The organism is Enterobacter sp. 168J2 (assembly GCF_034107265.1).
Taxonomy (GTDB): Bacteria; Pseudomonadota; Gammaproteobacteria; order Enterobacterales; family Enterobacteriaceae; genus Enterobacter; species Enterobacter nematophilus.
The window spans coordinates 14,763-40,014 of sequence record NZ_JAWNEB010000001.1; the positions used below are offsets into that span (position 1 = coordinate 14,763).

Genomic DNA, 25,252 nt, shown 5'->3' on the forward strand with positions numbered 1-25,252 from the left:
CGGTTAAAATATGGACTGGAATTTACCCATCTCAACCTGGATGGACTTCACCTGGGTATAGCTCTGCAGCGTCATCACGCCGTTCTCGCGGCCAATGCCGGAGTGCTTGTAGCCCCCGACCGGCATCTCCGCGGCGGATTCACCCCAAGTGTTGATCCAGCAGATGCCCGCTTCGAGCTGATGAATCGCGCCGTGCGCGCGGTTCAGGTCGGCGGTGACGATGCCCGCCGCCAGACCGTAGTCGGTGTCGTTGGCGCGGCGAATGGCTTCTTCATCGCTTTCATAGGTGAGGATGGACATCACCGGGCCGAAGATCTCTTCGCGCACGATGGTCATCTCGTCGGTGCAGTCGGTAAACACGGTCGGGGCAACCCACGCGCCGTTGTCAAAGCCTTCGCCCTTCAGCACGTCGCCGCCGCACAGCACGCGCGCGCCTTCCTCTTTGCCTTTGGCGATGTAGCGCAGCACGCTGTCGCGGTGCGGGAAGCTGACCATCGGGCCGAAGTTGGTCTTTTCATCGAACAGATCGCCCGCGCGGATGCGGCCCACGCGCTCAGCGATTTTCTGCTCAAACGCGGCCTTGAACTTCGCGGGCACGAACACGCGGGTGCCGTTGGTGCATACCTGGCCGGAGCTGAAGAAGTTCGCCATCATGGCGATGTCTGCCGCGAGATCGAGATCCGCATCGTCAAAAACAATCAGCGGAGATTTGCCGCCCAGCTCCATCGTCACCTCCTTCAGGGACGAGGCCGCCGAGTTGGCCATCACCTTTTTGCCGCTGGCGACGCCGCCGGTGAAGGAGACTTTCGCAATACCCGGATGCTCGGTCAGGTACTGGCCGGTCTCCGCGCCCACGCCCGGCAGGACGTTAAACACGCCGTCCGGCAGGCCCGCTTCGGTGTAGATCTCGGCAAGCTTCAGCGCGGTGAGCGGGGTGACCTCGCTCGGCTTGAAGATCATCGCGTTGCCCGCCGCCAGAGCCGGGGCGGATTTCCACAGGGCGATTTGGATCGGGTAGTTCCACGCGCCGATGCCCGCCACCACGCCCAGCGGCTCGCGGCGGGTGTAGACGAACGAGGTCTCACGCAGCGGGATCTGGCTGCCTTCCAGCGCCGGGATCAGCCCCGCGTAGTACTCCAGCACGTCCGCGCCGGTGACGATATCGACGGTTGAGGTTTCGGAATACGCTTTACCGGTGTCGAGGGTCTCAAGCGTTGCCAGCTCGTCGTTGCGCTCGCGCAGGATATCGACGGCGCGACGCAGGATGCGCGAGCGCTCCATGGCGGTCATCGCTGCCCAGATTTTTTGCCCGCGCTGTGCGCTTTCCACGGCGCGGTCGACGTCTTCACGCCCGGCGGCCTGTACGCTCGCCAGAACTTCACCGTTGGCCGGGTTAATGGTCTCGAAGGTGCGACCGCTGGTGGCGGATGTATAACCACCATTGATATAAAGCTGCTGTTCTGCCATTCGGGACATAAATTCTCCTCGGTTATTCGGTCGGTAAATGCTGGCTGATAAAGTGGCTGGTGAGCGACTGCGCCAGGGTCTTATCCAGCGGCTTGCCGCTCAGCGCGGCGCGCAGCCACAGCCCGTCGATCAGCGCCGCCAGCCCGTAGCCCGCCTCTTCAGCCTGTTCACGCGGCAGCTCGCGGCGGAACTCGTACACCAGGTTTGAGAGCAGGCGTCGGCTGCTCGCCTGCTGCAGGCGGTAGAGCATCGGCTGGTGCATGCTGCTTGCCCAGAAGGCCAGCCAGGCCTTCATCGCCGCGCCGCTTACCTGGGTTTCATCGAAGTTGCCGGCGACAATCGCCTGCAATCGCTGCTCTGCGCTGCCGCCCGGCAGGGCGCGTAGGCGGATTAATACCGCGTCGCGCAGCTGGCCGGTGATGTCGCGCATGGTCGCTTCCAGCAGGCCGTTTTTATCTTTGAAGTAGTGACTGATGATCCCCGTGGACACGCCCGCCCGACGGGCGATTTGCGCGATGGTCGCGTCATGCATGCCCACTTCATTTATTGCTTCCAGCGTGGCGTCGATAAGCTGCCTGCGCCGGATCGGCTGCATCCCCACTTTGGGCATTTTTGCCACTCCATTCATCAGCGTTGGTTATATATTAAAGCGGTTTTTGATTGGACGTTCAATATAAAATGTGTCTTAATTGTTGCGGATTTGGATTTTAATAGTTACAAAAACAGTGAGGATACTGGATGACAGACCTTTCACAGGACAGAGAAAAAGACAAAATCAACCCGGTCGTTTTTTATACTTCCGCCGGGCTGATTTTGTTGTTTTCCCTGACGACGATCTTCTTTCGTGATTTTTCTGCCGAGTGGATTGGGCGCACCCTGAACTGGGTGTCGAAGACCTTCGGCTGGTACTACCTGCTGGCCGCGACGCTCTATATAGTCTTCGTGGTGTGCATTGCCTGCTCGCGCTTCGGCTCGGTGAAGCTCGGGCCAGAGCAGTCCAAGCCCGAGTTCAGCCTGCTGAGCTGGGCCGCGATGCTCTTTGCCGCGGGCATCGGCATCGACCTGATGTTCTTCTCCGTGGCCGAACCGGTCACGCAGTATATGCAGCCGCCGGAAGGGGCAGGGCAGACGATGGAGGCCGCGCGCCAGGCGATGGTCTGGACGCTGTTCCACTACGGCCTGACGGGCTGGTCGATGTACGCCCTGATGGGCATGGCGCTCGGATACTTTAGCTATCGTTATAATTTGCCCCTCACCATCCGCTCCGCGCTTTATCCGATTTTCGGTAAAAAGATTAACGGCCCGATTGGTCACAGCGTCGATATCGCGGCGGTGATCGGCACCATCTTCGGTATTGCAACAACGCTCGGGATTGGCGTGGTGCAGCTCAACTACGGGCTGAGCGTGCTGTTTGACATCCCGGATTCGATGGCGGCCAAAGCGGCGCTTATTGCGCTGTCGGTGATTATCGCCACCATTTCGGTGACCTCCGGCGTGGATAAGGGCATCCGCGTGCTCTCCGAGCTGAACGTGGCGCTGGCGCTGGGCCTGATCCTGTTTGTGCTGTTTATGGGTGACACCTCGTTCCTGCTCAATGCCTTAGTGCTGAACGTGGGCGACTACGTCAACCGCTTTATGGGCATGACGCTGAACAGCTTCGCCTTCGACCGCCCGGTAGAGTGGATGAACAACTGGACGCTGTTCTTCTGGGCGTGGTGGGTGGCGTGGTCGCCGTTTGTCGGCCTGTTCCTGGCGCGCATTTCGCGCGGGCGCACCATCCGCCAGTTCGTGATGGGCACGCTGATTATCCCGTTCACCTTTACCCTGCTGTGGCTGTCGATTTTCGGCAACAGCGCGCTGTACGAGATCATTCACGGCGACGCGGCGTTTGCGCAGGAGGCGATGGCGCACCCGGAGCGCGGCTTCTACAGCCTGCTGGCGCAGTATCCGGCGTTCACCTTTAGCGCCTCCGTGGCGACCATCACCGGCCTGCTGTTCTACGTCACCTCGGCGGACTCCGGCGCGCTGGTGCTGGGGAACTTCACCTCGAAGCTCAAAGACATCAACAGCGACGCGCCGAACTGGCTGCGCATCTTCTGGTCCGTCGCCATCGGCCTGCTGACGCTTGGGATGCTGATGACCAACGGCATCTCGGCGCTGCAGAACACCACGGTGATCATGGGCCTGCCGTTCAGCTTCGTCATCTTCTTCGTGATGGCCGGGCTGTATAAATCGCTCAAGGTGGAAGACTACCGCCGCGTCAGCGCCAGCCGCGACACCGCCCCGCGGCCGATGGGCGCGCAGGACAGGCTGAGCTGGAAGAAACGCCTGTCTCGCCTGATGAACTACCCGGGCACGCGCTACACCAGCCAGATGATGGAGACGGTCTGCTTCCCGGCGATGGAAGAGGTAGCGCAGGAGCTGAAGCTGCGCGGTGCGTACGTGGAGCTGAAAAAACTGCCGCCAGAGGAGGGCGAAACCCTGGGGCACCTGGATCTGCTGGTGCACATGGGCGACGAGCAGAACTTTGTTTATCAGATCTGGCCGCAGCAGTATTCCGTGCCCGGGTTTACCTACCGGGCGCGCAGCGGTAAATCGACCTACTACCGGCTGGAAACCTTCCTGCTCGAAGGCAGCCAGGGGAATGATCTGATGGATTACAGCAAGGAGCAGGTGATAACGGACATTCTGGACCAGTATGAACGGCACCTGAACTTTATCCATCTGCACAGGGAAGCGCCGGGAAATAGCGTGATGTTCCCGGATGTTTAAAGTTTGATCTGAATAAAGTTCATGAAAGTTGAGGGGCCAGATTGTTATGAATCTGGCCCTGTACTTTTCGAATAGTGCTTATTATATCTTTAACTAGAAGTGTACTATGTACGCCTTTATGTTGTTCCGAGGTATAAAATGAGCATCTTCGATGAACTTAAAACTTCGCTTGAAGAAGCTGTTGAGATCCATAGCGGCAGAAAAGCCGCTTCCCGAGTCACCCGCTATGAAGTTGCAGATGTGCGCGCCATCAGAGAGCAGCTCAATATCACGCAAAGCGAAATGGCGAAGGCGCTTGGCACGAGCGTCGATACGATAAAAAGCTGGGAGTCCAAACGCCGCAATCCAACCGGGCTGGCGGCAAAGGTACTTAATGTGATTCGGGAGAACCCTGCATTTTATAAGGCACTTGCCGGACAGTGAGTCGCCCTTATGCCGGGTGGCGCTGCGCTTACCCGGCCTTCAAAACTGCTTTTCCGTAGGCCTGATAAGCGAAGCGCCATCAGGCACGCCCTTCATTGACACAACTTTAATGATAACTATTTTCATTTAAATATAGCCTGTGCTATACCTTATAGCACGGGCTAATTTTGCTTTGAATTTAATCACCTCTGGAGACTTCTGCGATGCACCCACTGCAAGGATTGAAGCGTCTGTTGCTCGGCGCGCTGCTTATGACTGCGACCACTACCGGCACGCAGGCGGCTGAAAAGTTTCAGGTCATCACCACCTTTACCGTTATCGCCGATATGGCGAAAAACGTGGCGGGTGACGCCGCAGACGTGACCTCCATTACTAAGCCGGGTGCGGAAATCCACGAGTATCAGCCCACGCCGGGGGATATTAAACGCGCGCAGAAGGCGCAGCTGATCCTGGCGAACGGCATGAATCTGGAACTGTGGTTCCAGCGTTTTTATCAGCACCTGAACGGCGTACCGGAGGTGATTGTCACCAAAGGCATTACGCCGATGGGCATCAGCGAGGGGCCGTACGACGGCAAGCCGAACCCGCACGCGTGGATGTCGCCGGACAACGCCCTGATCTACGTCGACAACATTCGCGACGCGCTGGTGAAGTACGATCCGGCCAACGCGCAGACGTATCAACGCAACGCGGAAGCCTACAAGCAGAAGATCGTCGCCACCCTCGCACCGCTGCGTAAGCAGGTCGCGGAGATCCCGGAAGACAAGCGCTGGATGGTGACCAGCGAAGGGGCGTTCTCCTATCTGGCGCGGGATCTGGGCATGAAGGAACTTTACCTGTGGCCGATTAACGCCGATCGACAGGGCACGCCGCAGCAGGTGCGCAAGGTTATCGATCTGGTGAAAAAACATCGCATACCGGCGGTGTTCAGCGAAAGCACGGTCTCGGATAAGCCCGCCCGTCAGGTGGCGCGTGAAACCGGCGCCCATTACGGCGGCGTGCTGTAGGTTGACTCCCTGAGCGCGGAAAACGGCCCGGTGCCGACCTATATCGATCTGCTGAACGTCACCACCCGCACGCTGGTGCAGGGCATCCGCGACGGGATGAAGGAGTGACCATGCAGAAGGGGATTGTCGTCACGGACGTAACCGTGACCTACCGCAACGGCCACACGGCGCTGCGCGACGCGTCGTTCAGCGTGCCGGGCGGATCGATTGCCGCGCTGGTGGGGGTGAACGGCTCCGGCAAGTCCACGCTGTTTAAGGCGATAATGGGCTTCGTGCGGGCGGCGAGCGGCACCATCACCATTCAGGGGCTGCCGCCTCACCGGGCGCTGCGTCAGAACCTGGTCGCCTACGTGCCGCAGTCGGAAGAGGTCGACTGGTCGTTTCCGGTGCTGGTGGAAGACGTGGTGATGATGGGGCGCTACGGGCATATGGGTTTCCTGCGTCGGCCAAAAGCGTGCGACAGGCAGATCGTGACCGACGCCCTGAAGCGCGTGGACATGCTCGAGCTGCGCCACCGGCAGATCGGTGAGCTTTCCGGCGGGCAGAAGAAACGCGTGTTCCTGGCGCGGGCGATTGCCCAGCAGGGCGAGGCGATCCTGCTCGACGAGCCGTTTACCGGCGTGGACGTCAAAACCGAAGCCAGGATCATCAGCCTGCTGCGGGAGCTGCGTGACGAGGGCAAAACCATGCTGGTCTCGACCCACAATTTAGGCTCGGTCTCGGAGTTTTGCGATTATACGGTGATGGTCAAAGGCACCGTGCTGGCGAGCGGTCCGACGGAAACCACCTTTACCGCCGAGAACCTTGAGCGCGCCTTCAGCGGCGTGCTGCGCCACGTGGTGCTCAGCGGCTCGGAAGACCGTATTATTACCGACGATGAACGCCCGTTCGTGACGCACCGTCAGGAGGCCAAATGAACGCGCTTCTGGAACCGTTTGGCTACGAGTACATGCTCAATGCGATGTGGGTTTCGGCGATGGTGGGCGGGCTGTGCGCGTTTCTTTCGTGCTATCTGATGCTCAAAGGCTGGTCGCTGATCGGCGATGCGCTGTCGCACTCCATCGTGCCCGGCGTGGCGGGGGCCTACATGCTCGGGCTGCCGTTCTCGCTGGGGGCGTTCCTCTCGGGCGGGCTGGCGGCAGGCAGCATGCTGTTTCTCAACCAGCGCAGCCGCCTGAAGGAGGACGCCATCATCGGGCTGATCTTCTCCTCCTTTTTCGGGCTCGGGCTGTTTATGGTCTCGCTTAACCCGACCTCGGTGAACATTCAGACCATCGTGCTCGGCAATATTCTCGCCATTGCGCCGGAAGATATCGTCCAGCTGGCGATTATCGGCGTGGTATCGATGGTTATTCTGCTGTTCAAGTGGAAAGATCTGATGGTGACCTTTTTTGATGAGAACCACGCCCGCGCCATCGGCCTGCGTCCGGAACGCCTGAAAATTCTATTCTTCACGCTGCTGGCGGTCTCCACCGTGGCGGCGCTGCAAACCGTCGGCGCGTTTCTGGTGATCTGCCTTGTGGTCACGCCCGGCGCAACCGCGTGGCTGCTGACCGACCGCTTCCCTCGCCTGCTGATGATTGCCGTCGCCATTGGCAGCATCACCAGCTTCCTCGGCGCGTGGGCCAGCTATTATCTGGACGGCGCCACCGGCGGCATTATCGTGGTCGCCCAGACGCTGCTGTTCCTGCTGGCGTTCGTCTTTGCGCCGAAGCACGGTCTGCTCGCCAGCCGCCGTCGCGCGCGGGAGGCCCACCCATGATGGCGCTGCTCCTTGAACCCTTCCAGTTTGCGTTTATGAACAACGCGCTGCTGATTTCACTCCTGGTGGCCGTGCCCTGCGCGCTGCTGTCGGTTTTTCTGGTGCTCAAAGGCTGGGCGCTGATGGGCGACGCCATGAGCCATGCGGTATTTCCCGGCGTCGTGCTGGCGTGGATGATGGGTCTGCCGCTGGCGATGGGCGCGTTCGTGGCCGGTCTGTTCTGCGCGGTCGCCACCGGCTACCTGAAGGACAACAGCCGGATCAAGCAGGATACGGTGATGGGGATTGTCTTTTCCGGCATGTTCGGCGCGGGCCTGATCCTTTACATCGCCGTTAAGCCCGAGGTGCATCTCGACCACATCCTGTTCGGCGATATGCTGGGCATAAACGGCATGGACATTCTGCAAAGCGGCATCGTGGCGGGGCTGATCGCGCTGGTGATTGGCCTGAAGTGGCGCGATTTTCTGCTGTTCTGCTTTGACTATCAGCAGGCGCAGGCGAGCGGCCTGCGCACCCGCTGGCTGCACTACGGCTTACTGTGCATGGTCTCGCTGACCATCGTGGCGACGCTGAAGGCGGTGGGGATTATTCTGTCGATTTCGCTGCTCATTGCCCCCGGCGCGGTGGCGGTGCTCATCACCCGGCGCTTCCACATGGCGCTGCTGGTGGCGGTCGCCGTTTCAGCACTTGTGTCGGTTAGCGGCGTCTATGCCTCGTTTTATCTCGACAGCGCGCCAGCGCCGACCATCGTGGTGCTGTTCGCGATGGTGTTTATCGTGACGTTTGCGGTCACCAGCGTGAAGGCCCGTCGGCAGGAGCGTGTGACAGCAGGGTGATTGCCTGCTCGCCGCGCTGCTGCCAGTGCAGGATGAAGGTGGCGCCTTCGTTAAAGCCTGCCAGCTGGCGGGTCAACGCCAGCGTAAGCGTCTTATCGTCGAGCAGGGTGACGCGGGCGCTGTCAAAACCCATATATGCCTGCACCTGAGGAAAGAGGGCCTTGAACAGGCTCTCTTTGGCGCTGAACGCCAGCGTCAGGGCGAGGGCAAACGGGTATCCCGAGCGGGAAAGCACGCCCTCTTCCTGGGCATCAATAATGCCGTCCTTGATTTCTCTGGCTTCATTTTCGGGCAGGATGGTTTCGCAGTCGATGCCGATAAGCGCGTGTCTGTCGCGAACTGCCACCGCCATGGCCTGCGTGCCGCTGTGGGTGATGCTGCCGGAAACGCCCTCCGGCCAGAGCGGTTCCCCGCTGGGGCCGATGGCGGGAATGGTGCGCTCGTTTAGCGCATGCATGGCGGCGATGCGGCCTGCCAGGTGGTCGGCCTTACGTTTGCGTCCGGCGTCAGCGAGCTGCGCGTGATGCGGGAGCCAGAGGAGATCGGCGTCGGTGAAGGTGGTGGGGTAGAAGGTGACGCGGTGGAGGGTGAGGCCGGCGAGAGAAAATGTGCTGTGGGTGGTGTGCATGGATTTTCCCCTCACCCTGACCCTCTCCCCGGAGGGGAGAGGGAAGGATTGACTTCAGTGCCTTAAAAACGCGTATTCACGCTCATGTACCAGGTGCGACCCGGTTCATTATACGTGTAGGCACCCGCACCGTACATATACGCACCGGTGGTGGCATTTCCGGTCGTCTGGGCATTACCCGCGCGCCACTGGCGCTTGTCGAAGACGTTGTCCACGCCGCCGGTCAGGCTGACGTTTTTGGTCATGTCCCAGGTCGCGCTCAGGCCAACGATGCTGTACGGGCTGACTTCGTCTTTCTCAGACCCGGTCACCGGCTGGCCTTTGTAGTTGTACTTCTTCGGCTGCTGCTTGCCGTACCAGGTGAAGGTGGACTGCAATGACACATCCTGGTGCACCTGCCAGCTCAGGGTCGAGTTCAGCGTGTATTCCGGGATGATCGACAGACGGTCGCCGGTCTCCTTGTTCTTGCTCTGCAGCATGTAGGTGATGTTGTTGGTCCAGTTGATCGTGTCGCTGACCGGCACGTTCAGGGAGCCTTCCAGCCCTTCCACCACCGCCTTCGGCACGTTTTCCCACTGGTAGATGTCCGTCTGCACTTTACCGGACGAGGTGTGGCCGACAGGCGCGTAGCCCGCTTCAATCTTGTCGCGGTAGTCGTTGCGGAACCAGGTCACGCCCGCCAGCCAGCCGTCGCGTTTCCACTCCAGGCCAATCTCTTTGTTGATGCTGGTTTCGGCTTTCAGGTCGTCGTTGCCCATCATGTAGCAGCCCACGCCGTCGGAGCTTGCGTAGCAGCCCTGGCCTTTGCTGTAGAGCAGGTAGTTCGGGTTGGTCTGGTACAGGCTCGGCGCTTTGTAGGCGCGCGCAATCCCCATCTTCAGCGTGAAGTCATCCCCCAGACCCTGCGACAGGTTAAGCGACGGGCTCCAGTTGTTGCCGACGATAGTGTGGTGATCGAAGCGCAGGGCAGGGGTCAGCATGGTGCTGTCGGTCAGCTCCATGTTGTTTTCGGCGAACAGGGAGAAGATTTCCGCCGAGGTGTACGGGCTGCGGTCGTCGCTCATGCCCGGAATGGTGCCGCCCTGCAGGGTTTGCGAGAAGGAGGTTGAGTCCTTCATGCGCTGCTGGTTCCACTCGGTGCCCAGCGTCAGGTTCTGGTTGACGAGGAAATCAATCGGCAGGTTGATTTCGCTGTGCAGCATCACGTCGGCCAGGTCGGTGTCGGTGAATTTATCGCTGTTGAACAGGCCTTCCGTACCGCCCGCCAGCCCTTCGCCCAGGCGGGAGTTGCGGGTGTGTTCGTACTGCGCCCAGCTGCTGGTGGTAATGCCGTTGTCCCAGCCGCCGTTCCAGGTCACCGCGAAGTTCTGGCGATAAATACGGTTAGTCTCTTTGCCGTAGTTCTTCTTCACCAGCGCGTTGTCGTTGTTGGTGTTCTGCGTGTCGCCCGCGTAGAGGTTGTTCTGGCGGCTGTAGCCCGCCTCAAACTCCAGGGACTGCATTGGCGCGAAGTCCCAGCGCACCACGCCGTTGATATCTTTGTTCTCAACGCCCTCACGGCCCGCGGGCAGGGTGTTGGCGTAGGCCCCGGTACGCTCGGACTGGTGGCCCTGGTTGATGTCCCACGCGTCGGCCTGGGTCTTATCCAGGTTACCAAACATGCGGAAGCTGAAGTCGCCGCCCAGCGGGCCGCTCAGGCTGAAGTTGGTGCGCTTGGTAGAGCCTTCATCCTTGTGTTCAGGCGCGTTCAGGTAGGTGTTCCAGGAGCCGTGCCACTGGTCGTCGAACTTTTTGGTGATGATGTTCACCACGCCGCCCGCCGCGCCGTTACCGTAGCGTGCGGCGGCCGGGCCGCGAATGACCTCGATGCGCTCGATCATCTCCGGCGGCACCCAGCCGGTATCGCCGCGGGTGTCGCGCTCGCCGCGCCAGCCCAGTCGGATGGAGTTGCGGCTGGTCACCGGCTTGCCGTCGATCAGGATCAGGGTGTTTTCCGGGCCCATGCCGCGGATATCAATCTGACGGTTGTTCCCGCGCTGGCCGCTGGTGGAGTTCCCGGTGAGGTTAACGCCCGGCATGGTGCGGATGATTTCCGCCACGTCGCGCGCGGGCGGGTTTTTGCGGATCTCGTCGGCGGTGATGGTCGACACGCCCGGCGCCTGCAAATTCTGCTCGGCGGCGGTAATCACCATGGTGTCTTCGTGCTGCGCAGAGGCGGTGTTGTCGTCTGCCATGGCGGGCAGCGCGGCGCCATAAATCCCTAAATTGACCAGCAAGGCCAGAGAGTGAATCTTCTTATTCATTGTACGTCCCGCTTTTATGGTTATTTAATGAGCGCGCTTCCCACAGCGCGGGCATTACGCTATTGCAAATGCAAATAGTTATCAATAATATTATCAATAAAATTTGCTCTGAAACAAAAAAGTCTGTTAAGCATGGGGTTATAAGGGTGACGGCGTTAGCAACCGGAAGTGAAGCGTGGTGGCGGTCGAAAAACGGGCCGGAATGGGAACGTCAGAAGGAGAGCTATCGCGTCACCTTCTGGTGGCGGGACCCGGCAGGCACGCAGAAAACGTCAACGGTTAAACGCGTCTGGCTCTACGTTACCGGCGTGACCGACCACCATCAGAATGCCCGTCCGCAGTCCCTGGAACGCATCCCGGATACCGACGTCTGGCAGTGGCAGGGCGAGTTCAGCCCCGAATGGCGCGGCAGCTACTGTTTTATCCCCTCCGTAAATGAAAACGATTTTGCCGATACCGTATTTGATGGCCAGCTGCCGGACCGCATGGCGCTGCGCGAAGGCTGGGGCAGGCTGCTGCCGCACGCGGTGTCCGACCCGCTGAATCCGCAGAGCTGGCGCGGCGGACGCGGGCATGCCGTCTCGGCGCTGGAGATGCCGGAAGCCCCCGTTCAGCCGGGCTGGGATCGTCCCGATACGCCGTTTCAACCGCCCGTCTGCATTGAGTGGAACAGCGCGCGCCTGAAAAACTCCCGCCGCGTGTGGATTTTTACCACCGGCGATGAAGGCTCCGATCGCCCGCTGGCGGTGCTGCTCGACGGTCAGTTCTGGGCCGAAAGCATGCCGGTCTGGCCTGCGCTGGCGTCGCTCACCGAAGCGCGCAAACTGCCGCCTGCCGTCTATGTGTTAATCGATGTAATAGACATGGAACATCGCAGCCGCGAATTGCCCTGCAACCCCGATTTCTGGCTGGCGGTGCAGGAAGAACTTCTCCCTCACGTAAACACCCTCGCACCCTTCAGCGACCGCGCCGACCGTACCGTGGTCGCGGGCCAGAGCTTTGGCGGGCTTTCCTCACTCTATGCGGGCCTCAACTGGCCGCAGCGCTTTGGCTGCATCCTCAGCCAGTCCGGATCCTACTGGTGGCCGCACCGCGGCGGGCTGCAGGACGGGCTGCTTATCGGGCAGCTTAGAGCGGGTGAAAAAAATGCACGCGGGCTGCGCATCGTCCTTGAGGCCGGGCGCAACGAGCCGCTTATCTTCCGCGCGAACCAGGCGATTTACGCCGAACTGCGCGCGCAGCAGGTTGACTGGCGTCAGGTTGACGGCGGACACGACGCGCTTTGCTGGCGCGGTGGGCTGACGCAGGGGCTGATGACCCTCTGGCAGCCGCTAATTCAATAACGGAGTCTGTATGGAATTCAGCAATCCTTTCGATAATCCGCAGGGACAGTTCGCCATTTTGCAAAACGACCGGGGGCAGTACAGCCTGTGGCCGCAGCAGTGCGAACTGCCCGCAGGCTGGCGCGTGGTGCGTGAAGCGCAGTCTCAGGAGGCGTGCCAGCAGTGGCTGGCCGGGCACTGGCAAACGCTTGAGCCGTCTTATTTTGCGGGAGAGAACGCATGAACCGTCTTCCTCTCGTCGCCGCCCAGCCGGGCATCTGGATGGCGGAGCAGCTGTCCGCATTGCCCAACGCCTGGAGCGTGGCGCACTACACCGAGCTTAAGGGCGATATCGACGCGCCGCTGCTGGCTAAAGCCATCGCCGAGGGCATGATGCAGGCCGATACCCTGCGCATGCGCTTTGCCGAAGAGAACGGCGAGGTGTGGCAGTGGGTGGATGACACCGTCATTCTGCCGGAGCCGCCCATCGTTCGCGTTGATTCTCACGACGCCGCCGTAGCGCTGATGGAGGCCGATCTCAACCAGAACCTGCGCGTCGACAGCGGCCAGCCGCTGGCGTTTCACCAGCTCATTCAGGTGGGCGAAGGCCACTGGTACTGGTATCAGCGCTATCACCACCTGGTGGTGGATGGCTTCAGCTTCCCGGCCATTACCCGCCAGATCGCCGCAATTTACGCCGCCTGGAAAAAAGGTGAACCCACGCCTGCCTCACCGTTTACGCCGTTCGCTGAGGTCGTTGACGAGTATCAGCGCTATCGCGGCAGCGAGGCGTATCAGCGCGACGGCGCCTTCTGGGCAGAGCAGCGCAAGCGGCTTCCTTCTCCGGTCTCGCTCTCTTCCGCGCCGCTGCCGGGACGGGCCGCCACCACCGACATCCTGCGCCTGAAAATTGCCGCCGACGCTCGCGCCTTTAGCCAGCTTGCGCAGGCGGCAGGGCAGGCGCAGCGCACCGATCTGGCGCTTGCGCTGGTGGCGCTGTGGCTGGGCCGCCTCACCGGACGGCTGGACTACGCCGCCGGGTTTATCTTTATGCGCCGCATGGGGTCCGCGGCGCTGACCGCGACGGGCCCGGTGCTCAACGTCCTGCCGCTGGCGGTGAATATCAACCCGCAGGAGAGCCTGCCGGAGCTGGCGCTGCGCCTGGCTAACCAGCTGAAAAAAATGCGCCGCCATCAGCGCTACGACGCCGAGCAGATCGTGCGCGACAGCGGGCGTGCCGCGGGCGACGAAGCCCTGTTTGGCCCGGTGCTTAACGTTAAGGTGTTTGATTATCAGCTTGATATCGACGGCGTGGAGGCCATCACCCACACGCTGGCGACCGGCCCGGTGAACGATCTCGAGCTGGCGCTGTTCCCGGACGAGCAAGGTGGCTTGAGTATTGAGATCCTCGCCAACAGGCAGCGTTACGATGAGGCGACGCTCACCCGTCACGTCGCGCGTCTGAACGCGATGCTGACGCAGTTTGCCGCCAACCCGGACCTGCGCTGTGGCGACGTGGAAACCGTTTCAGCACAGGAATACCAGCAGCTGGCGCGCATCAACGATACCGGGCTGGCCCTGCCGTCCACCACGCTGGCGGATCTGGTGGCGGAGCAGGCGAGCAAAACGCCGGAAGCCCCCGCGCTGGCGGATGCAAACGTTGAGCTGAACTACCTGCAGATGCGCGAGCAGGTGGTCGCGCTGGCAAACCTGCTGCGCGCGCGCGGCGTGAAGCCGGGCGACAGCGTGGCGGTGGCGCTCCCGCGCTCGGTGTTCCTGACCCTGGCGCTGCACGGGATTGTTGAAGCAGGCGCCGCGTGGCTGCCGCTTGATACCGGCTACCCGGACGATCGCCTGCGGATGATGCTGGAGGACGCGAAGCCGTCCCTGCTCATTACCACCGACGAGCAGCTCCCTCGCTTTAGCGATCTGCCCATTTCTGCTTTTAGTTACAACATGCTTTTACCCGCTGCCGATGCTGAACCCCTGCGGCTGGCGAAGCCGGAGCAGACCGCGTACATCATCTTCACCTCCGGTTCAACGGGGCGTCCGAAAGGGGTCATGGTCGGGCATACCGCCATCGTTAACCGCCTGAAGTGGATGCAGGATCATTACCCTCTTACGGCGAATGACGTGGTGGCGCAGAAAACGCCGTGCAGCTTTGACGTGTCGGTGTGGGAGTTCTGGTGGCCGTTTATCGCCGGGGCGAAGCTGGTGATGGCCGAGCCGGACGCGCACCGCGATCCGCAGGCGATGCAGAGCTTTTTCGCACGCTACGGCGTGACGACGACCCACTTCGTGCCGTCGATGCTGGCGGCGTTTGTCGCCTCGCTGACGCCGGAAAACGTGGCGAGCTGCCAAACCCTTAAGCAGGTGTTCTGCAGCGGCGAAGCGCTGCCGGCCGACTTGTGCCGCGAGTGGGAGCAGCTCACCCGTGCGCCGCTGCACAACCTGTATGGCCCAACCGAAGCGGCGGTGGACGTCAGCTGGTATCCGGCATTTGGCCCGGAGCTGGCGGCGGTGGAGGGCAACAGCGTGCCGATCGGTTTCCCGGTGTGGAACACGGGGCTGCGCATTCTGGACGCGATGATGCGCCCGGTGCCGTTCGGCGTGGCGGGGGATCTTTACCTCACCGGCATCCAGCTGGCGCAGGGGTATCTGGGCCGTCCTGACCTCACCGCCAGCCGCTTCATTGCCGACCCGTTCGCCCCCGGCGAGCGGATGTACCGCACGGGTGACGTCGCACGCTGGCTGGACAACGGCGCGGTGGAATATCTGGGCCGCAGCGACGATCAGCTCAAAATCCGCGGCCAGCGCATCGAGCTGGGCGAGATTGACCGGGCGATGCTCGCGCTGCCGGGCGTGGCTCAGGCCGTGGCGCACGCCTGTGTGTTCAACCAGGCGGCGGCAACGGGCGGGGATGCCCGCCAGCTGGTGGGGTACGTCGTCTCCGAGTCCGGCTTACCGCTGGACCGCGACGCGCTGCTGGAATCGCTAAAAGCCCAGCTGCCGCCGCACATGGTGCCGGTGGTGCTGTTGCAAATCAGCGCGCTGCCGCTCAGCGCGAACGGCAAGCTCGACCGCAAGGCGCTGCCGCTGCCGGAGCTGACCAGCAAAACATCCGGCCGCGCGCCGGAGACGGAAACCGAAGCCGCCGTCGCGCAGGCGTTTTCCGCGCTGCTGGGCTGCGAGGTGAACGATATCGAAGCCGACTTCTTTGCCCTCGGCGGACACTCGCTGCTGGCGATGCGCCTGGCGGCACAGCTCAGCCGCACATTTTCGCGTAAGGTCACGCCGGGGCAGGTTATGGTCGCCTCGACGGTGAGCAAGCTCAGCGCGCTGCTGGACTCGCAGATGAGCGACGAGCAGGCGCAGCGTCTGGGGTACGAAACCCTCCTGCCGCTGCGCGAAAGCAGCGGGCCGACGCTGTTCTGCTTCCATCCGGCGTCCGGCTTTGCCTGGCAGTTCAGCGTGCTGGCGCGCTACCTCAGCCCGCGCTGGTCAATTACCGGCATTCAGTCGCCGCGCCCGGACGGCCCGATGCAGCAGTGCGCGGATCTGGATGGGGTGATCGAGCATCATCTTGCAACGCTGCGCGCGCAGCAGCCGCAGGGGCCGTATTACCTGTTCGGTTATTCCCTCGGCGGCACGCTGGCGCAGGGCATTGCGGCGCGTCTGCGCGAGCAGGGTGAAGCGGTGGCGTTCCTCGGCCTGCTGGATACCTGGCCGCCGGAAACCCAGAACTGGTCGGAGAAAGAGGCCAACGGCCTTGACCCGGAGGTGCTGGCGGAGATCGAGCGCGAGCGTCAGGCGTTTATTGCCGCGCAGCAGGGGCAGGGCTCCAGCGAGCTGTTTAACACCATTGAAGGCAACTACGCCGACGCGGTGCGGCTGCTCACCACCGCGCACAGCGCGCGGTTCGACGGTAAAGCGACGCTGTTCGTTGCCGAACGCACGCGAACGATGGATCCGCATGTGGCGTGGGCGCCGTGGGTGGGTGAGCTTGAGGTCTACAGCCAGGACTGCGCCCACGTGGATATCATTTCACCGCAGGCGTTTGAGAAGATAGGGCCGGTGTTGAGGGAGATATTGGGATAGTGCAAATATCCCCCTCACCCTGACCCTCTCCCCAAAGGGGAGAGGGCTGGGGTGAGGGGTCATCAAACCGCACGTTTTCCAAGCGGCACCACCAGCGGCGTGCCCGCCACCGGATCGTCAATAATCATGCAGCGCATGCCGTAGATCCGCGCGATCAGATCCGGCGTGACAATCTCCTTCGGCGCGCCCTGCGCCACAATCTCGCCGTCGCGCAAGGCAATCAGATGCGTAGCGTAGCGGCACGCCTGGTTTAAGTCGTGCAGCACCGCCGCCAGGGTATATCCCTGCGTGCGGTTTAGCTCGCTCAGCAGCTCCAGCAGGTCAATCTGATGGCTGATATCGAGCCAGGTCGTCGGCTCGTCCAGCAGCATGATCGACGTTTCCTGCGCCAGCACCATAGCGATCCACGCCCGCTGGCGCTGGCCGCCGGAGAGGGTGTCCACGCTTTGCTGTGCGAGATCGGTAATCCCCGTCGCCTGCATCGCGCGTTTCACCGCTTCGTCGTCCTCCTTGCGCCAGCGGGTAAACAGCGGCTGGTGCGGGTAGCGTCCGCGTGAGACCAGCTCCTGCACCGTAATGTCTCCCGGCGTGGTGGCGCTTTGCGCCAGCAGCCCGATGCGCCTGGCCACCTCTTTACTGGCGAAGCGCTGGATCTGCTCCCCGTCGAGGAACACGCTGCCCTCAGCCGGCGTCATCAGGCGGCTCAGCGTGCGCAGCAGTGTCGATTTGCCGCAGCCGTTTGGCCCAATAATGGCGGTGAAGTGGCCGTCCGGAATGGCAACGGATAGGTCACGGGCAATGATTTTTTTGCCGTAGCCAAGAGTGAGGTTTTCGCCGCGCAAGCGGGAGGTTGTGTCTGTCATTTCTTGCGTGACTCCTGAACGAGCAAGACGATGAGGTAAATCCCGCCGAGGCTGACGGTCACCACGCCCACCGGCAGTTGATAAGGCATAAACAGCCGCTGGGCGCAGAGATCGGCAGCCAGCAGCAGCAGCGCGCCGCACAGCGCCGCCTGGGTTAATCCCCACTTCGCGGTGCCGCTAAGACGCCGCGCGATGTGCGGGGCCACGAGGGCGATAAACGAGATCGGCCCGGCGATGGCGGTGGAGGCGGCGGTCAGCAGTACCGCGACCAGCATCAGCATCAGGCGCGAGCGCTCGACGCTTACGCCCAGCGCGCAGGCGCTGTCGTCGCCCATCTCCAGCAGGCGCATACGCCGCACCAGCAGCAGCGCGCCGATAAACATCAGCACAATCAGCGGCGCGGCGGGCCAGGTTTTGCCCCACGTCAGGCCGTTGAGGGAGCCTGCGTACCACAGCCCGGCGGAGAGCGCCGTTTCCAGCGATGCCTGTAGCAAAAGCCAGGTGTTAAAGGCCATCAGCATGGCGCGGATGCCAATCCCGATAATGATCAGGCGGAAGGTGTCGATGCCGTTGCGCCAGGCCAGCGCCCAGATCAGTAAGGACGTCAGAATGCCGCCCGCCATCGCCGTGAAGGTAATCGCCGTCAGGTGCTGGCCGAACAGCACCATCGCCACCAGCACGCCGCTCCAGGCCCCGGTGTTGAGGCCCATCACGTCCGGGCTGCCCAGCGGGTTTCGCATCAGAGACTGAAAAATCGTGCCGCTCACGCCGAGCGCCGCGCCGACCAGAATCGCCATCGCCACGCGCGGCAGTCGCCACTCCGTCACCACCATGGTGATGTTGCGCGGCGCGCTGCCTGTGAGGGCATGAAAGACCTGCGTAAAATCGAGCGTCACCGCGCCGCTGCGCAGGCTCCAGACCGCCAGCAGCAGAATAGCGATCGTCAGCAGGGAGACGCCGATAACTAAACGACGGGACGAAGCCATCATGCGCCACCTCCGCGCCTGCGGCGCACCAGGAAGATCAGCACCGGCGCGCCGATAAAGGCGCTCACCACCGAAACGCGCAGCTCGCCGGGGACCAGCAGGCGGCCCAGCACGTCGGCAAACAGCAGCAGGGCAGGAGTGGCCAGCAGCGTTACCGGCAGCGACCAGCGGTGATCCGCCCCCACCAGCCAGCGCGCCATGTGCGGCATCATCAGGCCGATAAAGGCTATCGGGCCGACCACGGCGGTCGCGCTGCCGCACAGTACCGTGATGGCTAAAAGACCAATCAGCTGCGTGCGCGCAACCCGGTTGCCGAGGGCGGTGGCGGTGTCGCTGCCGAGGCTCAGGCTGTTCAGCGCCCGGCTTAAAAACAGCGCCACGGCGGCGGCGATAATGACCGGGATTGCCACCACGTTTAATGTTTCAAGGGTGCGGATATCCAGCGAGCCGGCCTGCCAGAAGCGCAGCTGGTCGTAGACGTACGGGTTGAGCAGGGCGATGCCGCTGGACAGGCCTTCCAGCACCGCCGCGAGCGCGACGCCCGCAAGCGTCAGGCGAACCGGACTCAGCTGCCCGCCGCCCTGGCTGCCGGTAAACGCGACCACCAGCGAGGCGGCCAGCGCGCCGCAGAAGGCCATCGCCAGCTGTTCAGAGGGAGACGTCAACCCGAAGAGCGCCGCGCCGAGCACGATAGCAAAGCTGGCGCCGGAGTTGACGCCGAGAATGCCGGGGTCCGCCAGCGGGTTGCGGGTGAGGGTTTGCATCAGGGCTCCGGCAAGGCCGAGCGAGCCACCGGCCAGCAGTCCGGCAAGGGTGCGGGGCAGGCGGGCGTCGAGCACGATGACGCAGTCCGCGCTCTGACAGGTGCCGGAGAGCGCATCAACAATAACGGACGCGGGCAGCGGCTTTGCGCCGACCAGCAGGCTGAGTGCAATCGCAAGGCTCAAAAGCAGCAATAAAGCGGGCACGGCAACGGCGCGCACCGCAGAAGAGGAAAACGACATAGCAACATCCATGATTTGATAATGATAGTGATTATCGTTATCTATCTTATTTGGCTATGTTAGCATGTGCGCCCATGGAATGGGTAGAAATAGACTCAAGGCTTTGTCATGAATCAAAAATCCTGGCTGCTCAACCTCAGCCTGTTGAAAACGCACCCGGCGTATCGCGCCGTTTTTATCGCTCGCTTTATCTCCATTTTGTCCCTCGGCCTGCTCGGCGTCGCCGTGCCGGTCCAGATCCAGACCATGACGCACTCCAGCTGGCTGGTGGGGTTATCCGTCACCTTAACCGGCGGGGCGATGTTTATCGGCCTGATGGTCGGCGGCGTGCTGGCGGACCGCTACGAACGTAAGAAGCTGATCCTGCTGGCGCGCGGCACCTGCGGCGTGGGCTTTATCGGGCTGTGCCTGAACGCCATGCTGCCGGAGCCGTCGCTGATTGCCATTTACGCGCTTGGCCTGTGGGACGGTTTTTTCGCCTCGCTGGGCGTGACGGCGCTGCTGGCGGCGACGCCTGCGCTGGTCGGGCGCGAGAACCTGATGCAGGCGGGGGCGATCACCATGCTTACCGTGCGCCTCGGGTCGGTGATTTCGCCGATGGTGGGCGGGCTGCTGCTGGCGACCGGCAACGTGGCGTGGAACTACGGGCTGGCGGCGGCGGGGACGTTTATCACCACCCTGACGCTGCTGCGCCTGCCGCTCCTGCCGCCTCCGCCGCAGCCGCGCGAGCATCCGCTGAAATCGCTGATGGCTGCAATTCGTTTCCTGTTCAGTAACCCGCTGATTGGCGGCATTGCGCTGCTCGGCGGCCTGCTGACCATGGCGAGCGCCGTGCGCGTGCTCTACCCGGCGCTGGCGGGCGAGTGGCAGATGAGCGCCTCGGAAATTGGCGTGCTGTACGCGGCCATTCCGCTCGGCGCGGCGCTGGGGGCGCTGACCAGCGGCAACCTGGCGCAGAGCGCGCGTCCGGGGTTGATTATGCTGCTAGCCACGCTGGCCTCGTTTATCGCCATTGGCTTCTTTAGTCTGATGCCGGTGTGGGCGCTGGGCGTGTTGTGCCTGGTGATTTTCGGCTGGCTGAGCGCCATCAGCTCGCTTTTGCAGTACACGCTGATCCAGACCCAGACGCCGGAAGGGATGCTTGGGCGCATTAACGGCCTGTGGACCGCGCAGAACGTGACGGGCGATGCGATCGGTGCGGCGATCCTCGGCGGGCTGGGAGCGATAATGACCCCGGTGGCGTCGGCGAGCAGCAGCGGGTTTGCGTTAGCCGTTGTTGGCGTAATTTTATTGGCGGTTTTGGTGGAGTTGCGGCGGTTCAGGCAGGAGGTTGTGTTAAACGACGGTGCGGCCTGATGCCCTTACCCCGGCCCTCTCCCACGGGGCTGAGGAATCCTAATTTTTAAACAGAAGCAATAACGTTGTTTCAGAACGATTTAAGTCTTTCAGCGACGCCCTGGTCCGGCTGTAAATCGCCGAAGCGTTTCCGTAAGGCCGGGGCGAGGCGCAGGGATGCGCCGAGAGGGCGTGGCCTGCAGGGATGCAGGCTCATGCCCGACCCGATAGCCTGAAGGAATAAGCTGAGGGTACCGCGAAGCGGCGATTTACCGCCGGGAGCCCGGGTCGCCAGGGCGGCGGCGATTGAGCCGCCCAGGCACGTTCACCGAAACAGGATTTACAGAGTAGCAAGGAACATAAAGTGAACGGAATGACCACCACTGCCGTATGTTTCCCTCACCCTAACCCTCTCCCCAAAGGGGCGAGGGGATTGTTCACTGCTCGCATTAATTTGTGGGGATTCCTCAGCCCACGGGGAGAGGGAGGGAAAATGCTTACTTAAACAACGCATTCAATCTGTCTAACACCAACATCGCGCTGTAATAATCCAGGCGGAACGTCTCCGTTCCCAGCGCCCAGACGCGTTTGTTCTTCACCGACGGCAGATGCGCCAGCAGCGGGTTGGCGTAAATCGCCTCCACGTCTTTCTGGTCGCCGGCAAAGACAAACAACCCTTCGCCGTTCACCCCCGTCGCCAGGTTTTCCCCGCCCAACTGAATAATGTCGTGGCGTTTGCCCTGGCTTTGGGAGGTGTGCAGCCCGGCGGGCAGGTCCGCCAGCGTAAAGCCCAGCTGGTGCAGCAGCTTGCCCTGCGCGGATTCCGCGGTCCACAGGTTGGCCGAGTGCGCGGCGGCAGTGTAGACGATGGCGTTGACCGGCTGCGGCGGCAGCTTCATCTGCTGTTTCACCTGCGCGAGCTGTTTATCAAACGCGGCAATACGATCCGCGGCCTGTTTTTCGTGTCCGGTGAGGGTTCCCAGCTGCGTCAGCAGCGCCTGCCAGCTCTTGTCGTCGTAGTTGATGATAAGCGTCGGGGCGATGGCGGAGAGCTGATCGTACAGCGCCAGCGCGGAATCCCCGCCGGTGGCGCCGATCAAAATCAGGTCCGGCATTTGCGCGGCGACCGCTTCGGCGCTCGGCTCGCCGATGTACAGCCGCGCAACCTTACGCTGTTTTGCAATATCCCCCCACTGGCGCAGGAAACCCTGCGCGTCCGCCACGCGGTTGTTCGGCGTGGTTGCGCCGCTGGCAATGACCGGCGCGTCAATCGCCAGCAGGGAGCCGGTTAAGGTCACGCTGGTGGAGACAATGCGCGTCGGTTTGCGCTCAAGCGTATGCACGCCGCGGCTGTCGGTGACCTGGCGCGGCCAGTCTGCGGCGGTGGCTGAGGTTAGTCCTAAAACAAAAAGTCCTGTCAAAAAAAGGGTATTGCGGCAAACGGCAGGGAGTTTCACTGAGCGGCATCCTGTTTTTGTTGAAGATAATGCTTCTCATTTTCATGGTTGTGGAGAACGGATGCAAGGGTTTGTCGCACAAGTCTTTACCCGACGGTTGACAGCGGGGCGCTGTGGGATTAGGTTAGCCGACGAAAATATAAATGATAATCATTATTGCTTCTTTTATCATTTTGAGGAGGATGATATGGACACGTCCCTGGCTGAGGAAGTTCAGCACACCGCGACCGCGCTGCAATCAGACAGCTTTTTCTTTATGTCGCCTTACCGCAGTTTTACCACCTCAGGCTGTTTTGCCCGCTTCTCTGAACCTGCCGTCGGCGGCGACGATCCGGCGGGGCAGTTCCAGCAGAAATTAGCCCGTGCTTTTCGGGATGCGAAAGCCAGCGGCATCGCCCATCCGGTCATGGTAGGGGCCATCCCGTTCGATACCCGCAAGCCGTCTTCGCTGTTTATTCCGCAACGCTGGGAGACGTTTTCCCGTCCCGCACGTCAGCAGTCCGCGCGCTATTTCTCCGGCGCGCAGGCGCTGAAGGTGGAACAGCGCACCGAGATCCCCGCTCAGCCCGTTTTTGAAGAGATGGTCGCTCGCGCCGCGTCGCTGACCGCCACGCCGCAGGTGAACAAGGTGGTGCTGTCGCGCCTGATTGATATCGCCACCGACAAAAAAATGGACAGCGGCGCGCTGATGGAGCGCCTGATCGCCCAGAACCCGGCGAGCTTTAACTTCCACGTGCCGCTGGAGGACGGAGGCGTGCTGCTCGGCGCCAGCCCGGAACTGCTGCTGCGCAAAGAGGGCAGGCACTTCAGCTCGCTGCCGCTGGCAGGCTCCGCGCGCCGTCAGCCGGACGACGTGCTGGATCGCGAAGCGGGCAATAAGCTGCTGGCCTCCGAAAAGGACCGCCACGAACACGACCTGGTGACCCAGGCGATGAAGGCCATTCTGGCGCCGCGCAGCCATCACCTGAGCATGCCGTCTTCCCCGCAGCTCATCACCACGCCGACGCTGTGGCACCTGGCAACGCCGGTAGAAGGTGACGCGCGCGAGAACGAAAACGCCCTGACGCTGGCTTGCCTGCTGCACCCGACCCCGGCCCTGAGCGGCTTCCCGCATCAGGCGGCAAAAGAACTGATTGCCGAACTGGAGCCGTTCGACCGCGAGCTGTTCGGCGGCATCGTCGGCTGGTGCGACAGCGAAGGCAACGGCGAGTGGGTGGTGACCATCCGCTGCGCGCGTCTTCGCGAAAATACCGTTCGCCTGTTTGCCGGCGCGGGCATTGTGCCGGCCTCCTCGCCGGTGGGCGAGTGGCGCGAAACGGGCGTGAAGCTCTCCACCATGCTCAACGTGTTTGGCCTGCACTAAGGAACGCTCATGACTATTCCCTTTACCCGCTGGCCCGAGGAGTTTGCCCGCCACTACCGTGAGAAAGGCTACTGGCAGGATCGGCCCCTGACCCACATCCTGACGGATCGTGCGGACAGCGATGCGGTGGCGATTATCGACGGCGAGCGGCACATCACCTACCGCGCGTTTCATCAGGCGGTGAATAACCTCGCGTCCGCCCTTCAGGCGCAGGGACTGCACCGCGGCGAGACCGCGCTGGTGCAGCTCGGCAACGTGGCCGAGTTCTACATCACCTTTTTCGCGCTGCTGCAGATCGGCGTCGCGCCGGTTAACGCGCTTTTTAGCCATCAGCGCAGCGAGCTGAACGCCTACGCCGCCCAGATCAAACCCGCCGTGCTGATCGCCGATCGCGACCATGCCCTGTTCGCGGGCGATGATTTTCTTAACACCTTCGTGGATGAACATCGCTCGGTTCGCGCCGTGCTGCTGCGCGGCGATAAGGGCGAACATGCGCTGGAAGCGGCGATTGCCCGCCCGGCGGACAACTTTATCCCGAACCCGACGCCCGCCGACGAGGTGGCCTTCTTCCAGCTCTCCGGCGGCAGCACCGGCACGCCGAAGCTGATCCCGCGCACGCACAATGACTACGACTACAGCATCCGCCGCAGCAACGAGATTTGCGGCATTACCGCCGAAACGCGTTACCTGAACGCGCTCCCCGCGGCGCATAACTACGCCATGAGCTCGCCGGGATCGTTAGGCGTTTTCACGGCGGGCGGCTGCGTGGTGCTGGCGAACGATCCGAGCGCCACGCTCTGCTTCCCGCTGATTGAGCAGCATCAGATCAACGTCACCTCGCTGGTCCCTCCGGCGGTGAGCCTGTGGCTGCAGGCGATTGCCGACGGCGCGGGCAACGCGCAGCTTAAATCCCTCAGGCTGCTCCAGGTGGGCGGCGCGCGCCTCTCCGCCACGCTCGCGGCGCGTATTCCGGCGGAAATCGGCTGCAAGCTTCAGCAGGTGTTCGGCATGGCGGAAGGGCTGGTGAACTACACCGCGCTCGACGACGCGCTCGAGCGCATCATCAACACCCAGGGCCGTCCGATGTGCCCTGATGACGAGGTGTGGGTCGCGGACGAGCACGGCAACCCGCTGCCGCGCGGGGAGGTTGGGCGTCTGATGACGCGCGGTCCGTATACCTTCCGCGGCTATTTCAACAGTCCGGAACACAACGCCAGCGCCTTCGACGCCGACGGCTTCTACTGCTCCGGCGATCTGATCGCCATCGACGAGCAGGGCTACATCACCGTGCAGGGGCGCGAGAAGGATCAGATAAACCGCGGCGGGGAGAAGATCGCCGCCGAAGAGATCGAAAACCTGCTGCTGCGCCACGAGGCGGTGATCCACGCCGCGCTGGTAAGCATGGAGGACAGCCTGCTGGGCGAAAAAAGCTGCGCGTATCTGGTGGTGAAACAGCCCCTGCGCGCGGTCGAGGTACGCCGCTTCCTGCGCGAGCAGGGCGTTGCCGAATTCAAGCTGCCGGACCGCGTGGAGAGCGTGGACGCGCTTCCGCTGACGCCGGTCGGCAAAGTCGATAAGAAACAGCTGCGCCTGTGGCTCGCTGAACGCGCCCGGGGCTGAGGAACA

General features: G+C 62.3%; 19 protein-coding genes and 1 pseudogene. 12 read left to right on the forward strand and 8 right to left on the reverse strand.

Features of this window, described 5'->3' with window-relative positions; translation table 11 throughout:
• Positions 1-3 precede the first annotated feature (3 nt).
• Entirely contained in the window at positions 4-1,476 is a 1,473-nt protein-coding gene (betB, locus tag USG84_RS00070; RefSeq protein ID WP_253541157.1) for a betaine-aldehyde dehydrogenase, read from the reverse strand.
• Between the two features lie 13 nt (positions 1,477-1,489).
• Positions 1,490-2,077: a transcriptional regulator BetI gene (gene betI / locus USG84_RS00075; protein ID WP_253543471.1), complete on the reverse strand. Its 588-nt coding sequence runs from the start codon at positions 2,075-2,077 to the stop codon at positions 1,490-1,492.
• A 128-nt stretch (positions 2,078-2,205) separates the two neighbouring features.
• Between betI and betT the strand changes: the two genes are divergently transcribed.
• From betT to sitD, 6 genes and pseudogenes are all read left to right on the forward strand, one after another.
• Positions 2,206-4,239 carry a choline BCCT transporter BetT gene (gene betT, locus USG84_RS00080; RefSeq protein ID WP_151413888.1) on the forward strand — a complete coding sequence of 678 codons (2,034 nt, stop codon included), beginning with the start codon at positions 2,206-2,208 and terminating at the stop codon, positions 4,237-4,239.
• A gap of 138 nt (positions 4,240-4,377) precedes the next feature.
• Positions 4,378-4,662 (forward strand): NadS family protein, encoded by a 285-nt coding sequence (gene nadS, locus USG84_RS00085; RefSeq protein ID WP_022650557.1) that lies wholly within the window; start codon positions 4,378-4,380, stop codon positions 4,660-4,662.
• Positions 4,663-4,865: 203 nt separating this feature from the next.
• Positions 4,866-5,777 (forward strand): annotated as a pseudogene (locus USG84_RS00090) (metal ABC transporter substrate-binding protein).
• Between the two features lie 2 nt (positions 5,778-5,779).
• Positions 5,780-6,586: a manganese/iron ABC transporter ATP-binding protein gene (locus USG84_RS00095; protein ID WP_061098929.1), complete on the forward strand. Its 807-nt coding sequence runs from the start codon at positions 5,780-5,782 to the stop codon at positions 6,584-6,586.
• Positions 6,583-7,431, forward strand: a complete 849-nt coding sequence (gene sitC / locus USG84_RS00100) for an iron/manganese ABC transporter permease subunit SitC (RefSeq protein ID WP_047355404.1) — start codon at positions 6,583-6,585, stop codon at positions 7,429-7,431. Before USG84_RS00095 ends, sitC begins: the two co-directional genes overlap by 4 nt.
• On the forward strand, positions 7,428-8,267 hold the full coding sequence (sitD, locus tag USG84_RS00105; RefSeq protein ID WP_320738098.1) for an iron/manganese ABC transporter permease subunit SitD: 840 nt from the start codon (positions 7,428-7,430) through the stop codon (positions 8,265-8,267). Before sitC ends, sitD begins: the two co-directional genes overlap by 4 nt.
• Here the strand turns inward: sitD and entD are convergent.
• Positions 8,221-8,895: an enterobactin synthase subunit EntD gene (entD, locus tag USG84_RS00110; protein WP_151413887.1), complete on the reverse strand. Its 675-nt coding sequence runs from the start codon at positions 8,893-8,895 to the stop codon at positions 8,221-8,223. The genes sitD and entD overlap by 47 nt on opposite strands.
• Positions 8,896-8,957: 62 nt before the next feature.
• A complete protein-coding gene (locus USG84_RS00115; protein WP_253541172.1) occupies positions 8,958-11,198 on the reverse strand; it encodes a TonB-dependent siderophore receptor in 2,241 nt (746 codons plus the stop codon).
• 146 nt (positions 11,199-11,344) lie between these two features.
• On the opposite strand from USG84_RS00115, the gene fes reads away from it, so the two are divergent.
• The 3 genes from fes to entF are packed head-to-tail and all read left to right on the forward strand — an operon-like array spanning position 11,345 to position 16,618.
• The gene (gene fes / locus USG84_RS00120) at positions 11,345-12,541 is read left to right on the forward strand and encodes an enterochelin esterase (protein ID WP_151413886.1); all 1,197 of its coding nucleotides are present in this window, start codon (positions 11,345-11,347) and stop codon (positions 12,539-12,541) included.
• A gap of 10 nt (positions 12,542-12,551) precedes the next feature.
• Positions 12,552-12,764, forward strand: coding sequence for an MbtH family protein (locus USG84_RS00125; RefSeq protein WP_151413885.1), 213 nt, complete (start codon positions 12,552-12,554; stop codon positions 12,762-12,764).
• Positions 12,761-16,618, forward strand: coding sequence for an enterobactin non-ribosomal peptide synthetase EntF (gene entF / locus USG84_RS00130; protein WP_253541175.1), 3,858 nt, complete (start codon positions 12,761-12,763; stop codon positions 16,616-16,618). Before USG84_RS00125 ends, entF begins: the two co-directional genes overlap by 4 nt.
• A 62-nt stretch (positions 16,619-16,680) precedes the next feature.
• Here entF and fepC read toward each other — a convergent pair whose 3' ends face one another.
• The 3 genes from fepC to fepD are packed head-to-tail and all read right to left on the reverse strand — an operon-like array spanning position 16,681 to position 19,471.
• Positions 16,681-17,481 carry an iron-enterobactin ABC transporter ATP-binding protein gene (fepC, locus tag USG84_RS00135; RefSeq protein ID WP_151413884.1) on the reverse strand — a complete coding sequence of 267 codons (801 nt, stop codon included), beginning with the start codon at positions 17,479-17,481 and terminating at the stop codon, positions 16,681-16,683.
• A complete protein-coding gene (gene fepG / locus USG84_RS00140) occupies positions 17,478-18,467 on the reverse strand; it encodes an iron-enterobactin ABC transporter permease (RefSeq protein WP_253543472.1) in 990 nt (329 codons plus the stop codon). The genes fepC and fepG overlap by 4 nt, the downstream gene beginning before the upstream one ends.
• Positions 18,467-19,471 carry a Fe(3+)-siderophore ABC transporter permease gene (gene fepD / locus USG84_RS00145; protein WP_151413883.1) on the reverse strand — a complete coding sequence of 335 codons (1,005 nt, stop codon included), beginning with the start codon at positions 19,469-19,471 and terminating at the stop codon, positions 18,467-18,469. The genes fepG and fepD overlap by 1 nt, the downstream gene beginning before the upstream one ends.
• 108 nt (positions 19,472-19,579) lie before the next feature.
• Between fepD and entS the strand changes: the two genes are divergently transcribed.
• On the forward strand, positions 19,580-20,827 hold the full coding sequence (entS, locus tag USG84_RS00150; RefSeq protein ID WP_151413882.1) for an enterobactin transporter EntS: 1,248 nt from the start codon (positions 19,580-19,582) through the stop codon (positions 20,825-20,827).
• Positions 20,828-21,303: 476 nt separating this feature from the next.
• On the opposite strand, the gene fepB is transcribed toward entS, so the two are convergent.
• Positions 21,304-22,263 (reverse strand): Fe2+-enterobactin ABC transporter substrate-binding protein, encoded by a 960-nt coding sequence (fepB, locus tag USG84_RS00155; RefSeq protein WP_151413394.1) that lies wholly within the window; start codon positions 22,261-22,263, stop codon positions 21,304-21,306.
• Between the two features lie 187 nt (positions 22,264-22,450).
• Here fepB and entC point away from each other — a divergent pair, with 187 nt between their 5' ends.
• The gene (gene entC / locus USG84_RS00160; RefSeq protein ID WP_061098917.1) at positions 22,451-23,626 is read left to right on the forward strand and encodes an isochorismate synthase EntC; all 1,176 of its coding nucleotides are present in this window, start codon (positions 22,451-22,453) and stop codon (positions 23,624-23,626) included.
• A 9-nt stretch (positions 23,627-23,635) separates the two neighbouring features.
• Positions 23,636-25,246: a (2,3-dihydroxybenzoyl)adenylate synthase EntE gene (entE, locus tag USG84_RS00165; protein ID WP_320738099.1), complete on the forward strand. Its 1,611-nt coding sequence runs from the start codon at positions 23,636-23,638 to the stop codon at positions 25,244-25,246.
• Positions 25,247-25,252: the final 6 nt, after the last annotated feature.

Bases quoted from the DNA above. Each gene is read 5' to 3' on its own strand.
- fepG (WP_253543472.1), bottom strand. From the start codon at position 18,467: ATGGCTTCGTCCCGTCGTTTAGTTATCGGCGTCTCCCTGCTGACGATC.
- entE (WP_320738099.1), top strand. From the start codon at position 23,636: ATGACTATTCCCTTTACCCGCTGGCCCGAGGAGTTTGCCCGCCACTAC.
- nadS (WP_022650557.1), top strand. From the start codon at position 4,378: ATGAGCATCTTCGATGAACTTAAAACTTCGCTTGAAGAAGCTGTTGAG.
- betB (WP_253541157.1), bottom strand. From the start codon at position 1,476: ATGTCCCGAATGGCAGAACAGCAGCTTTATATCAATGGTGGTTATACA.
- fepC (WP_151413884.1), bottom strand. From the start codon at position 17,481: ATGACAGACACAACCTCCCGCTTGCGCGGCGAAAACCTCACTCTTGGC.
- sitC (WP_047355404.1), top strand. From the start codon at position 6,583: ATGAACGCGCTTCTGGAACCGTTTGGCTACGAGTACATGCTCAATGCG.
- sitD (WP_320738098.1), top strand. From the start codon at position 7,428: ATGATGGCGCTGCTCCTTGAACCCTTCCAGTTTGCGTTTATGAACAAC.
- betI (WP_253543471.1), bottom strand. From the start codon at position 2,077: ATGCCCAAAGTGGGGATGCAGCCGATCCGGCGCAGGCAGCTTATCGAC.
- USG84_RS00115 (WP_253541172.1), bottom strand. From the start codon at position 11,198: ATGAATAAGAAGATTCACTCTCTGGCCTTGCTGGTCAATTTAGGGATT.
- USG84_RS00095 (WP_061098929.1), top strand. From the start codon at position 5,780: ATGCAGAAGGGGATTGTCGTCACGGACGTAACCGTGACCTACCGCAAC.
- fepD (WP_151413883.1), bottom strand. From the start codon at position 19,471: ATGTCGTTTTCCTCTTCTGCGGTGCGCGCCGTTGCCGTGCCCGCTTTA.
- entC (WP_061098917.1), top strand. From the start codon at position 22,451: ATGGACACGTCCCTGGCTGAGGAAGTTCAGCACACCGCGACCGCGCTG.
- betT (WP_151413888.1), top strand. From the start codon at position 2,206: ATGACAGACCTTTCACAGGACAGAGAAAAAGACAAAATCAACCCGGTC.
- USG84_RS00125 (WP_151413885.1), top strand. From the start codon at position 12,552: ATGGAATTCAGCAATCCTTTCGATAATCCGCAGGGACAGTTCGCCATT.
- entF (WP_253541175.1), top strand. From the start codon at position 12,761: ATGAACCGTCTTCCTCTCGTCGCCGCCCAGCCGGGCATCTGGATGGCG.
- entS (WP_151413882.1), top strand. From the start codon at position 19,580: ATGAATCAAAAATCCTGGCTGCTCAACCTCAGCCTGTTGAAAACGCAC.
- entD (WP_151413887.1), bottom strand. From the start codon at position 8,895: ATGCACACCACCCACAGCACATTTTCTCTCGCCGGCCTCACCCTCCAC.